At 38.5% G+C, this 13,373-nt stretch carries 12 protein-coding genes; 9 read left to right on the top strand and 3 right to left on the bottom strand.

Going from position 1 to position 13,373, the window contains the following annotated elements; all coding sequences use genetic code 11:
• Positions 1 to 219 precede the first annotated feature (219 nt).
• Entirely contained in the window at positions 220 to 1,008 is a 789-nt protein-coding gene (locus ACR2F3_RS01395; RefSeq protein WP_432708194.1) for a hypothetical protein, read from the bottom strand.
• Positions 1,009 to 1,400: 392 nt separating this feature from the next.
• Positions 1,401 to 2,240, bottom strand: a complete 840-nt coding sequence (locus ACR2F3_RS01390) for an alpha/beta fold hydrolase (RefSeq protein WP_432708193.1) — start codon at positions 2,238 to 2,240, stop codon at positions 1,401 to 1,403.
• Between the two features lie 200 nt (positions 2,241 to 2,440).
• Here ACR2F3_RS01390 and ACR2F3_RS01385 point away from each other — a divergent pair, with 200 nt between their 5' ends.
• Complete coding sequence (locus ACR2F3_RS01385; protein ID WP_432708192.1) at positions 2,441 to 3,082, top strand: class I SAM-dependent methyltransferase; 642 nt, start codon at positions 2,441 to 2,443, stop codon at positions 3,080 to 3,082.
• A gap of 17 nt (positions 3,083 to 3,099) precedes the next feature.
• Complete coding sequence (locus ACR2F3_RS01380; RefSeq protein WP_432708191.1) at positions 3,100 to 5,598, top strand: PAS domain-containing protein; 2,499 nt, start codon at positions 3,100 to 3,102, stop codon at positions 5,596 to 5,598.
• Positions 5,599 to 5,712: 114 nt separating this feature from the next.
• Here the strand turns inward: ACR2F3_RS01380 and ACR2F3_RS01375 are convergent, their stop codons facing one another.
• Positions 5,713 to 7,131 (bottom strand): DUF3943 domain-containing protein, encoded by a 1,419-nt coding sequence (locus ACR2F3_RS01375; protein ID WP_432708190.1) that lies wholly within the window; start codon positions 7,129 to 7,131, stop codon positions 5,713 to 5,715.
• 253 nt (positions 7,132 to 7,384) lie between these two features.
• On the opposite strand from ACR2F3_RS01375, the gene ACR2F3_RS01370 reads away from it, so the two are divergent.
• The 7 genes from ACR2F3_RS01370 to ACR2F3_RS01340 all read left to right on the top strand — a co-directional run.
• Complete coding sequence (locus ACR2F3_RS01370) at positions 7,385 to 7,711, top strand: DMT family transporter (protein WP_432708189.1); 327 nt, start codon at positions 7,385 to 7,387, stop codon at positions 7,709 to 7,711.
• Between the two features lie 44 nt (positions 7,712 to 7,755).
• Positions 7,756 to 8,286 (top strand): GNAT family N-acetyltransferase, encoded by a 531-nt coding sequence (locus ACR2F3_RS01365; protein WP_432708188.1) that lies wholly within the window; start codon positions 7,756 to 7,758, stop codon positions 8,284 to 8,286.
• 18 nt (positions 8,287 to 8,304) lie between these two features.
• Complete coding sequence (locus ACR2F3_RS01360) at positions 8,305 to 8,727, top strand: hypothetical protein (RefSeq protein WP_432708187.1); 423 nt, start codon at positions 8,305 to 8,307, stop codon at positions 8,725 to 8,727.
• Between the two features lie 175 nt (positions 8,728 to 8,902).
• Complete coding sequence (locus ACR2F3_RS01355; RefSeq protein ID WP_432708186.1) at positions 8,903 to 10,465, top strand: sensor histidine kinase; 1,563 nt, start codon at positions 8,903 to 8,905, stop codon at positions 10,463 to 10,465.
• A 10-nt stretch (positions 10,466 to 10,475) separates the two neighbouring features.
• On the top strand, positions 10,476 to 11,171 hold the full coding sequence (locus ACR2F3_RS01350; protein ID WP_432708185.1) for a LytR/AlgR family response regulator transcription factor: 696 nt from the start codon (positions 10,476 to 10,478) through the stop codon (positions 11,169 to 11,171).
• Between the two features lie 146 nt (positions 11,172 to 11,317).
• Positions 11,318 to 11,659: a hypothetical protein gene (locus ACR2F3_RS01345; protein WP_432708184.1), complete on the top strand. Its 342-nt coding sequence runs from the start codon at positions 11,318 to 11,320 to the stop codon at positions 11,657 to 11,659.
• A 48-nt stretch (positions 11,660 to 11,707) separates the two neighbouring features.
• Positions 11,708 to 13,373 (top strand): leucine-rich repeat domain-containing protein (locus ACR2F3_RS01340; RefSeq protein ID WP_432708183.1); only part of this gene is annotated, 1,666 nt, incomplete at its 3' end.

The following is a 13,373-nucleotide window of genomic DNA, read 5'->3' as shown; positions in this document are numbered from 1 at the left end:
GGTTACAATTAGGTTTACATGGTAAACCCATTGGCGTACTCAACGTAGGCGGTTATTACGATCACCTGTTCCTGCAGATGGAAGTGATGGTACAACATCGTTTTTAAAAACAAAACAATAAGGACCTCGTTTTTAACGAAGCCACCCCTAAGGTACTCATCGAAAAAATGAGTAGTTTTTCGGCTACGCCCGATGAGGTATGGTTTAAAGACCGTAACCTTACTTAGTTAGTGCCCATCTGTATGTTTTAGCTTCTAATTTAAAGGGCCCTGCCTGGTCAATATTAGTAATAAAGCCCGCCTGGACAATCATTGCGGGGCAAAAATCTTTGCTGTTCAATACCACATCTCCTGCAAAGGTGTTCTGCACATAATTTAACGAAATCGCGATTACAGTAAACCATCCTTCCTGCAATGGCGCAGTCCATTCTTCAGCAGCGTATATTCCCTTGTTATTATCTATCTTTTTAGTGCCGATCAATGTTCTCTTTTTGGTACCTTCCAGCAAGTTAAATTCCATCACCACAAAGTTGATGTTACAGCTTGTTGCATTTAGCGGAAATTTCAAGTCTTTCGGAACATTGATTTGAGGCTGGTGTAAAGTAAGCTGGTTATCTGTTACCGTGATGTAGGGAGCTACCAACAAACTTTGTTTAAATGGCGATTTAATGTTAAATTGAAAGCCAGTCAGTGCTTCGAAATCGGAAGGGCCGAAATAGAAAGCACTATTTTCTGGTTCCAGCCCTTTGTTAACAATGCGTGCCACGTCCTGGGTTAAACGAAAGTGCATGGTACCATCATGATTTTTAGTGACGATCGCTTTTAACCCCTCCCTGATTTGACAAGCAAACGTACTTGATTTACCAAATATATTTGCTGATTTTTTAGTTGCTTCACTAATTTTGACAGTTCCACGGGCTTTTCCTGTGATGACCTGCTGGCCCCTGTAGGTCTTATATATTACTGCACCAGCAACGCCTATAATAAATTTTCCTTTTACTATTGCCATTTTATTTTCTTTAAGTGTGAATAGTTTTTTGTAAGTGCAGTATACCTGCGCCTAGTATTAACTCAAAGATAAATGTAATAAAACTAAATGATAAGTCCGTGTATTTGTAGGAAATACTTGCTCTCAACTTGGACTGAACTTGGACTTAACTCAGACTGAGGATCAATTGGTGTTTAATTACTTAGCGCTATTTAGTGTTGAAATGACGCTGGGGTTTGTTGGTGATAATCGGTTATGTCGTTTGAAGAAACTATAAATCGATGTTTTTGTCGAACAAAGGGTATCATTTTATGACAATAGGCCACCGATAATAGGATTGACTTTATCCCATCCGGATTATGGAATTGTTAGTTAATCTTTACTTCCAAAAAAATCGATAATTTTTGAGTTCACTACTGCAGGTTCCTCAAATGGAGCCAATGTGTTGCACCTTTTACAATATACAGCCGGCCGTTGCTGCAATGTTTAAGCGAGGTTCTCGCTACGTGATGTTCCAGGAAGCTGTCCTTTTCCCCCCAGAGCAGAAGTGTTGGACATAAAATATGTGCCGGCCGGTCTGGCTTTTTTCGTAGGCGTAAGCCGCGATAATAGTTAAGCATTGCTGTTAATGAGCCTGGTTGAGCCCATGCTTTTGCGTACCGTTGCAATTCTCCGGGCTTAAACGCATTATCCCGGCCGCTGGCTTCAACCATGGACCGAAGGGCAGCAAAGTTCAGTGTACCAAGTACTTGCTCTGGTAACCAAGGTAGCTGGAACAATGCCACATAAGTACTCCGTAGCGCCTGAGTTGGGTGCTTAAGGATATCTTCTGTAAAGAGGTCTGGATGCGGCGCATCCATAATCACTAAGCGCTCCAGGCGATTGGAATGGCTTGCTGCAACACCCCAGGCCACAATACCGCCCCAGTCGTGTCCAGCCAGATAAAAGCGTTCTGCCCTGTAATGATCGGCCAGTGATATTACGTCAGCCACCAATTTATCAAGTACATATGACGATACTTCCTGCGGTGCATCGCTAAGGTTGTAGCCTCGAAGGTCTGGCGCCAGAACATGATAACCACTTTTAGCCAGGGGAGCAATCTGGTGCCGCCAGGCCCACCAAAACTCGGGGAAGCCGTGCAAGAGAATAAGCAAAGGTCCGTTTGAAGGGCCTGCTTCAACTACATGTAACGACAAGCCATTCACCACCAGTTTTGTGCTTTTCCAGCCTGTTTCCAATATGTCTTCTTCCATAAAAATACGATTTTATCTTTAACATTAAATCAGCTTAATAGTTCGCATGACCGAATTCAAGATAAAAATGGACATTAAAATACGGGTTATTCATTGAAATGTGGGAGTTAGAAATGATATCTTTGCAGGACGAAATAATTTGAGGAACATGGCGCGTCAGAAATTATCGAATGAACAGATGCTCATATCATTACATTACTATGGAGACTAATTTTAGGGAACTTTATGGTGATATTGATATTTACTTGTTTGATCAACTATTAAAAGGGACTTATTCAGGCTGTAATTCTATATTAGATGCCGGTTGTGGAACCGGAAGGAACATTTTTTATTTTATGAAAAATGATTTCGATGTATATGGGGTAGACCTAAACCCGGATTCCATAAAGTACGTTCAACAATTAGCGGACAGATTGGGCAAGGAGGCGGCAAGGGATAATTTTATCCAGGCACCAGTGGAAGAGTTGCCTTTTGATGACGAAAAATTTGATCTTGTAATCAGCAGTGCAGTCTTGCATTTTGCCAAAAACCTTGAACATTTTCATTCCATGCTTTATTCCATGTGGCGCGTACTCAAGAATGATGGATTCTTATTTTGCAGACTGGCTTCCGACATTGGTATTGAATCATCACTTAGGTTTGTGGGTAATGGGAGGTACATTCTTCCTGATGGGTCGGAACGGTTTTTGGTTAATCAGGAAATGTTACTTAGATTAACTAAAAAACTTAATGGGACGCTGCATGAACCAATAAAAACCACTAATGTTCAAAACTTGCGTTGTATGACTACCTGGTGTATACAAAAAACGCCTAATACCAACTGTAAGCATATAGAAATATAATACACCACTCCCCTTATATGGTAAGAGAAAAAAGATTAAGCCTAGACCAAATTATTGAAATTTTATGCCGGTCGAACGACCCGGTTGCCATTTATACGGGCGAGGAGCTACGCATAGAAGTTGCCAACCCGGCAATGCAGGCAGCATGGGGAAGGGGACCGGAAGTAGTAGGCAAAACTTTACCGGAAGCACTTCCGGAATTAGCTGAACAGCCCTTTGAAGGCTTGTTACGAGGCGTTTGGCAAACCGGTGAGGATAACATTGGCAATGCCATTCCTGCAAAACTCCTGGTAGACGGAGAATTAAAATTATTTTATTATGATTTTGTATATCACGCCGTAAAGGATGAGTTTGGGATTGTGTATGCCATATATCATACGGCAAGAGATGTAACCGAAAAGGTTATCAATCAGGAAGAATTAAGTGCAGCCCGTGAGAAAGAGGAAATATTAAAACGCGAACAAACCTTAAATGAAGCCTTGGCAGCTTCTAATGAAGAGCTTCTAGCAATTAATGATGAACTTTGTGTTACCCAGGAAACTCTTCGCCTACTTAATCAGGAATTAGAATTAAGGGTAAGGGAGCGAACAGCTGAACTTTCAAAATCTGAAAGTCGCCTTCGGTACCTGTTATCAGATTCACCCGTAGCCATTGCAGTTTTAGTAGGGAGATCGATGGTTATCGAATCTGCCAATAAAAGGATGCTTGAAGCATGGGGTAAAGAAAGCGATATTATAGGTAAGCCCCTTTCTGTTGCAATACCTGAGCTGGAGGGTCAGGAATTTTTTAGTATTCTGGATCATGTTTACACCACCAGCCAGCCATACTTTGGCTCAGAGGTTAAGGCAATATTAAGGCATAAAGGAAATTTAGAGGAGGTCTATTTTAATTTTGCGTATCAGCCTTTACAGGATGATGAGGGGCAAACGAATGGGATCATGGTTACTGCTAATAATATTTCAGAACAGGTGGTGGCAACAAAGTATGTTAAGCAACTTAATGAGGAATTGAGGGGAATCAATCATGAACTTAATGAATCGCAAGACCGCTTGATGGATACCTATCAGGACTTGCAGGCTAGTGAAAACCGTTTAGACAAGATTCTGAGTGAAATACCAGTACCGATAGTTGTTTTAATGGGTCCTGAACAGGTAATATCAACCACCAATGAGGCCTTACTCAGTTTGTGGGGTAGGACGAGGGAAGACGTCATGGGAAAGACGATGTTGACGGTATTCCCTGAACTGATGGACCAACCTTATCCTGAACTTTGGAAAAAGGTTCTTGACACAGGGGTGTCTATTGTTAACCAGGAACTGGTTGTGACCTATAAGAACAGAGCTGATAGTGGTGACCGAACCTATATTATTGATTATTATTGCCAGGCCCTTAACGATCTGGCTGGAAACAGAATCGGAATTATCTCTACAGTACTCAATGTAACAGACAAGGTTCGCTATCGTAAGCAGATTGAACAGGCAGAAGCTGAACTTCGATTTGCGGTTGAGTCTTCTCAGTTAGGTACCTGGCATATTGACGTAACCTCTCGCGATTTCAAGGCGTCGCAAAGGCTAAAACATATTTTTGGATATCATGATCATGATGAAATGTCTTTCACTTCGGCTACAGACCAAATACTTGATGAGTACCGGCCAGCCGTGTTGGAGGCCATAGAGCAGGCGATTGCTGTTGGAGCCACCTACGATGTTGAATATCCCATTAAAGGCTTCACTTATGGAGACATCAGGTGGGTGAGGGCAACAGGGAAGTTATATAATGAGGATGCTAATGGCAAGGCGATGTTCTCTGGAACGGTGCAGGACATTACTGAGCGTAAACTTGAGGAACAGCGGAAAGATGATTTCTTAAGCATTGCAAGTCATGAACTAAAAACTCCAATTACAACATTAAAAGGAGCTTTGCAGTTGCTTGACAGGTATAAGGAAAATTTATCCAATGGAATCGTTCCACGACTTATTGAACAGGCGAACAGCAGTGTGAAGAAAATTACGAACCTGATTGACGATCTGCTGAATACAACCAGAACAAATGAGGGGCAATTGCACCTAAACATGGAAACTTTTACGATAGCTGAGATGCTGGAGCAATGCTGCAGCCATGTGCGAATGGATGGAAAGCATGAATTGGTTCTTGAAGGCGATGTGGAATTACAGATTCAGGCCGACCGGACAAGAATAGATCAGGTTGTGGTTAATTTTGTGAATAATGCTGTTAAATATGCACCCGATAGCAGGGATATTATTTTACTCATTGAGGACCTGGGGGAGAAAGCTAAAATTTCGGTAAAAGATTTTGGGCCGGGTATTCCACAGGAGAAGATTCCACATATTTTTGATCGATACTATCGCGCAGACTACAGTGGTACACAGTACTCCGGACTGGGGTTGGGGTTGTATATTAGTGCAGAGATCATTAAAAGGCATGGCGGAGATATTGGTGTGGATAGTAAACTTGGCGAAGGAAGTACATTTTGGTTTACTTTACCAAAACAATAGTTCTACTTTGGTGCTATTATCTCCTGTTGTTGGAGATAATAGCATAATATTTCGCTGTTCGGAACTTAGCCTTTGGGCCATACAACAAGCATCTTCGCATTTGAATAAAAACTGTTATCTAATCATATATCCAGCCCCAATTCTGATAAAAGGGTATCCCTTTCGCACATCTGGAAAATTTTCATAATTACCATTTAACGAAAAATAACCACCGTCTATTCCTAAGGAAAAGTTTTTATAGATTCTTGAACGTGTATCAATGGAAATTGCGTGTAAAAGGTAATTGGAATCGTTCCCGTTTAATGTCCTGATCCAGCCCCCCAAATAATTTAAATTAGCAAAAAAGAACTTATCCCATGAAATTCCGGTGTATGCGGAAAAACTAACCCCTGTTCCGTAATCATAGTTTCTGCCTTCTCCATAATATAAATATTGATCAGGTACCGCCCCAAGGATGATTGATCCCAATCCCACTTTTGTTTGAATTTCCAGCTTTTTGCTTAATCGATAGCGCGAATATATATTCATATTAACGCTCTGGCCTCCATATTCAAATGCCGCATTCTCATAATAATTGTAATTGGCTGTTAAAGACAGCAAATGATCACTCTTTGCATTTGCCAGAAGCTGCCATGAGGTAATAAGGCCGTTAACAGTAATTTTATTCAGTTTGGAGCTATCGTCGTCACCAGCTTCTACCTCAATAGCAAAATTACCAAAGGGCGTTTTTGATTCAATATATGGGTCTCCATAATTTAACCGGACACGCGCATACCAGCTTGAATATCCTCTGGTAATTATATTTTCGTCTTTCTCGCTAATTCTCCTTAAGCCTACATCAACATAGCCAGTAACCGTATCAAGTTTTGAAGTCCTGGCGCCAGAAAATTTACCCCATTTTCCATCTATGATCCTATTGAGGCCATTCATAGGATTTATGAGAAAGGCCAACATTTCATTGGCCTGGCGTTTGAAGCCGGTTAGGCTTTCGTCTATGATCCGGGTCGATATTAAATATGACATTTCTCCCAGTACGATTCCACCCATGCTTGTATTTATAAAATCGTTTATTGCCGGTCTATGGGTCTCACCCATAGTTTCCCACATAAAACTTCCAGCAACTGATGCCGGCGCTGACTGCCAGAAGCTATACCCATTTGACCTAAACGCACTAAAATACATGCTTCCCTGATAAGGGTGCGCAAACTGGTTAGTTTTAAAACTATTGTCGTCCCATTCCCAACTCTTGGGTTTTAAATTATTTCCAATGCTCTTGAACGAAATGTGGGTAAAGTCTGCATCGCGTATAAAATTATTATAGGACCATGGAATGAGCTGAGCTAAAAACAATTCGCCAGAGGATCGCCAGAATTTGTTTTTGGTTATCAACTGCTTTTCTGTAAACTGTGTCGTAGTGTCGGGTGTGTATTGTCCGTAGACTTGATTAGTCGAAGATAAGATTGTGAGTGAAAGTAGCGCCCCAAAAATGACCCACCTAACTTTACGTTTGGCAAACATATAAGCATCTACCATATAAATGATGTTTACGTGGATATTATAAACGTGTGAAATACCCTTGGCAATAGTGCCTATACAATTTAGCCATAAATAAAATAATATCAAACGAAAGAAGTAAAATTAAAAAGCCGGTTTTTTTATGAAATGGTCGTAACCAGCGCTTTAGCAGATTGGTTTCGGGTTTTAATGTATATTGACAGAAATTTTTAACATTTGTAAAAGCGATATCCAATTTTGTTCAGGATCTTCGTGCCCAACATAAAATGATATGAATTGGATTATATTAATTATAGCAGGCTTATTTGAAGTGGCCTTTGCTTTCTGTTTAGGAAAAGCGAAAGAAACAACCGGAAACGAAATGTATTTCTGGTATACAGGGTTTTTAGTTGCACTGTGTATTAGCATGGGACTTTTGATAAAAGCTACCCAAGTTTTACCCATTGGAACAGCCTATGCAGTATGGACTGGAATTGGAGCTGTTGGAACCGTACTCGTTGGCATTTTGGTTTTTAAAGAACCCGCTACTTTTCTGCGGATCTTATTTTTGGCTACATTGATTGGCTCTATCATCGGATTGAAAGCGGTATCGCATTAAAACGTTAATCTTTAATATTGCTTATTATTTTCATTATAACTCTTATGAATAATAGTATACAGATAACGCAGGTAAAACTTAGCGACATTGATCAATTGCAGGATATTAGCAGATCAACTTTTTTAGAAGCTTTTTCCTCGTTAAATAGCCATGAAAACATGGCTAAATACATTGAAGATAGCTTCTCTATTGAAAAACTCACCACTGAGCTTCGTAATCAAGCTTCCTCTTTCTACTTTGCAAAGTTGGACGGTCAGGTAATTGCCTATCTCAAATTGAATGTTGGTGCGGCACAAACAGATGTTAAGGACAACAAAGCACTTGAAATTGAGCGGATATATGTATTAAAGGATTATTATGGTCAGAAGGTAGGTCAATTACTTTTCGAAAAGGCAATAGCTGTTGCAACGCAGCTAAAATTTAACTTTGTTTGGCTAGGGGTGTGGGAGAAAAATATACGGGCCATTAATTTTTATAAAAAAAATGGTTTCGAAGCATTTGATACTCATGTCTTCACCTTGGGTGATGATAAGCAGACAGATATTATGATGAAAAAAATACTGCACTCCGCATAAATAAACAAAACAAATTTGATGAGAAATTATATAGCTATTTTTATGTTGTTCCTTTCTGGCAGTAGTTATTGTCAAACTGTTAAAAGTTCAGTGATTAATAATAAAGAAAAAGCTAAATTATTGGGCTCGATCGAGAGTTATGAATTTTTTAAGGGACAACAACTGTCAATGGGAATTTTCAAAGTATCAAATGGACCAGGAAGTGCAAATTTGCCAGAATCACATGAGATTTCCCATCAATTATTGTTGTCAGTTGCTGAATATGACGAAAATCCAGTTCATAAATTATATAGCATTGGTCCATTTATTCTTCCTAAAGTGACCATGAAAGTAGATTCTGGTCACTTAATAAGGTTATTAGTGGAGCATGGGGTATCAGACAGCCGCAAAACCATAAATGTGGTGGCTGGATTAACTACGATTCAGCACAAACCTAACTGAAAATCGTTAGCTATAGTCGGTTAGGGAGTGGATAAGATTGTTTTTAAAGCTAAAAACGGATCTTCCTTTTAAGCTTAATTATCAAATATAATTATCTATCCCCGAATTTTGAGTTCTGTCACTTTTATTGAAATGGTGTTGTTAGAATTGGTAGAATTGCCTAAACATTTATGTGATGCAAGTAAAATTAAGACAACACGAAATAGTAGTAGCCTCCTTGTTTACAGGCCTAACTGCTTTTAGTTACCTGAGGGAAGCAGTTCTACTTTCTAATGTCAGGCTAATCGAGCTAACAGAGACCTATAAAGAACACGGTGCGGAATTCAGTTATCTCTTTAATGTTCTATTTCCCCAATTAGGTGTGTTATTATGTTTATTTGGTATTTACATCTGGCTAAACCTGATCTCCATTCCGTATTTTAAGCGAACTAAGGAAAAAGCTACTGTTGCTTTCCTATTGGTGTTTATACAAGTGGTTATTCTTTCGCTCATCTTAAGTTTAGCCATTAATGCTGCTACTTTATTTGCAAATCCTTCCTGGTTTAATTATGCTGGGTTTGGCATGCTGTCTTTCCTGGGTTATAATGATACGCCCATGGAAAATCTGTTACAAGGCTTTGGCAGGGCAGCCACCATCATTCTCATTTACCTGTGTTACGCAATCCTAAGAGAGTATGTTATCTTTAAACTTGAACATTCCACCAATCAAAGAAATTACCGTATATTAATCTGTAACCAGGTTTCAACAATTTTAGGTATTTACCTTTTAGTTCCAGTTTGCCTATATATCTTTCGGATCATCGGCGAACAGAGTTTTTACAATGATTATTTTATTTTTGCCACCTCGAGTATCCCCATCTACTTCATAAATACTTATGTTGTGTTTTATCAACTGGAGGAATCTTCTCAACACGTTATTTGGCACTTATTGAAGTGGCTTGGTGCTACCCTGTGTTTTTCTTTTCCTCTTGCACTATGGTTTATTCCTGGTAGCGGAACATTCGTGAATACCTGGATGTCTAATTGGGCGTTTCAAATATTCGTTTTTTCACCGATTTCCTGGTTTATTTACATTCAGCAAAAGGATGCAATTAATGAATACAGGGGAACATATAAGGCTTTGGCAAAATCGACCGCCGACCTTCAACTGCTGCGTTCACAGATCAACCCTCATTTTCTTTTTAATGCTTTAAATAACCTTTATGGTATAGCACTTCTGGATGGATCAAAGCGGACAGCAGAGGGCATACAGAAATTGGGAGATATGATGCGTTTTATGTTAGATGATAATCATCTAGACTTTATTCCATTAAAAAGCGAGCTTGCTTATATCAAAAACTACATTTCCATACAGGAGCTTAGAATATCCCCAGAGGAAAACATAAAGATTACGGCTGATTTTGATACAGATGTTAATAACTTGAAAGTAGCACCGATGTTGTTAATGCCCTTAGTGGAAAATGCTTTCAAACATGGTATTAATATTGACTCGGAATCATGGATTCATATACGACTCAATTGTCATGATGGCAAGTCAATCCATTTTAGGGTGGCTAACAGTTATAATGGGGTCGTGCATGCCGATCCTGAAAAACATCAATCGGGAATAGGTATATTTAATGTTAAAGAGCGATTGGAAATATTTTATCACGGTCATTATGTTTTCAATCACGGGGTAATTGGAAATGAATATGTGTCAGAAATTTTTATAGATTCAGATAACATTCAATCAAACTAAGCCATTGACTATGCTGAATGCAATAATAATTGATGATGAGCCCATGGCCATTGAAGTCATTAAAAGTTTGGCTGTTGATGTTCCCTTTATTACTATCACACAAAGTTTTACCAGGTCCTTACAGGCGCTCGAATTCTTACGGCAAAATAAAACTGATTTGATATTTCTGGATATCAAAATGCCTGGATTATCGGGCATAGATTTCCTAAAATCTCTTCTTGATCCACCGATGATTATTTTTACCACTGCCTACAATGAGCATGCTGTGCAAAGTTTTGAATTAGATGCCGTGGATTATTTATTAAAACCATTTTCTTTTACCCGCTTTTTGAAGGCCTGTAATAAGGCTGCTGCCTTCTATCGCATGCGTTTGAGCAGTATGACAAGCTCAACTGATCTGCTGCCTTCTATATTTTTAAAAAGCGGCTATGAACAAATAAAAGTTGAGCTTTCTGCATTGGCTTATATTGAATGTATAGGGAACTATCTGCATTTTAATTTCGACACCCAAAAAGTGATTAGCAGGATGACGATGACAGAAGCAGAGGACATGCTTCCAAAAGGCTTTTTTCTTAGAATACATCGCTCTTATATTGTTTCTATTTCGAGAATTAGTAAGATAGACAAACGTAGTGTATGGTTAATGGGAAAGGAATTGCCGATAGGCCAATCCTATATGTCTGAGGTAGAAAAGTTATTGTCCTGATAGGTTTGCATTAAGTATATTTTTTGCTCTTTTAATGATCAGCATTCCATAGGTTAAAGGTGTTAATTGAAGCTAAAATATTTTAATGTTAACATTGTTAATTTATGCTTTGTTGTTATCTTAGGATACACACAATTGAACCACTTATGAGAGCCTTAAATTTAATCATTGCTTTAGGCACCATACTATGTCTATCTGCTTGTTCCCTGTATGCCCCCACTTATTTTGGATCGAAGTATGCACCAACAGAGGAGGTCCAGTCTTTCTATTCGAATAAAGATATCGATCGTCCATTTGAAGTAATCGGGCACATGACTGCGCCCACTGGCCGTTCTGAAGAAAGTCAAACCAGAACCAGGCAATTGGTCATTGAAAAAGCAAAGCAGATTGGGGGAGACGGTGTTGTTTTTTCAGAGATTTTCAGGCATCCTCATGAAGAAACTACTGATGATTTTACGATTAAAGTGGAGGTGGTTAAATTTAAGTAAACAATTGCATCTCCTTTAGTGTAAGTTTACTGTATAATTTGCCGAACTATGATTTTTAAAACGCTCCTCTCTAGTTTATTTATTGTAATTATTTCTTCTGTTCATCTTTTCGCACAAGATATTATAGATATAGCAGAAAAAATGAGGTCATTGGCAATCCTCCCTTTTCCTCATCACTTCGAACTTCCGGATTCCAATATAGGAGTTATTATCCGATTCGAGGACTTTGAACGTGTTACAACGGAAGAGCTGGCGAAGTTAAACAAAATTGAAACTATCCAATTGCAGTTTGATAATCAATTTGAACTTGATAGGGTTGTCTCCTTGTTGCCTAACTTCCCTTCTTTGAAATATCTGGTATTGAGTAACAGAATAAATGGTGATACGACAACCAAAGAAATCAAACTTCCAGAAATCCTTGCTTCATATAAGAATATTGTCGGGTTAAAGTTATCGGGCAACTTAAAAATCAATTACCAACATGGACTTGCAATTTTTAATGAATTGCCGAACCTGCAGTTTTTGTTCTTCGAAGATTTTCCTCAAGCCCTTCCTGAAGATGTCAGGGGTTTTAAGCAGTTAAAAGGCATTTCGTTGCGGGGCAGGGTTATTAGTTTTCCGGAATGGATAAGCAAACTTCCAAATCTGGAGTCCATCTATTTATCGATGTGGAATTATCATGGTTCTCAATCCCTTGACTATGCCGATGCATTAAAGAAACTGCAAAAGTTGCCCTTCCTAAAAAGTCTTTATCTTTCTCATATTTATAAAAATGAAGGCACTTTTGATGAATTGAAGTTTAAGCATTTAATTAAAGTTGAGCTTGACCATGTCAATTTTAAAAGTAATAAGCAAATAATGGCATTTTTGGCCAATCAAAGACAATTAAAATCTATTCGAATTACGGGATCAAGTCCCGAATCTTTGGATGCAAATTTTTCGAAGCTAAAACAACTCGAACACTTAAGCATGAGTGGTACAGGTGAAAGCTTAAGTGTTAACTTTAACCTTAAAGATCTCACAAACTTAAAGTCATTAGACATTTACAATGTAAAACTTTTATTAAATCAAACAGAATTCCCTGACAATCTGGTCCATTTAAAACTTGAAGGAACAAAGTTGGAAGGATTTCCCTCGTCAATTATAAAATTGCATAAACTTAAAGCCCTTCTCCTTAGTAATAATTCCATAACGCATCTACCAGATAATTTTTCGGATTTGAATCAGCTGGAAAATTTAGATTTATTAAGGAATGGCCTGAAAAAATTACCCGGTAATTTTGGGGATTTAAGAAGTTTGAAGAAGCTGGAACTGTCAGGTAATCCCATTACTGAACTACCAGAAAGCATTGGGAACTTAAAATCTTTAAAGGTTTTTAAACTCCAGTATGGGGATTTAAGAAAATTACCAATGACCCTCGGTGGGTTACAAAAGTTGGAGGTTATGAATCTAAGTGGAAATTTTATCACTAGAATCCCTGAAACTTTACAAAATATTAAAACGTTAAAAACCTTAAACCTATCCCACAACCAGCTCCTCACATTACCCCAAAATATAGGCAATATGAGTGCATTGGAAGAATTAATTTTAGATTTTAATAATATTAATCGTATACCAGAAAGCATAGGGCGCCTTCAGTTTATCAAAAAAATTAGCTTGAGTTTTAATGATTTAAATCGCTTGCCTGACCAAATTTCCAATCTTAAAACATTGG

Origin of the sequence: Pedobacter sp. (assembly GCF_045627485.1) — a bacterium.
Lineage (GTDB): Bacteria > Bacteroidota > Bacteroidia > Sphingobacteriales > Sphingobacteriaceae > Pedobacter.
This window is presented reverse-complemented; position numbering and strand designations above follow the sequence as displayed.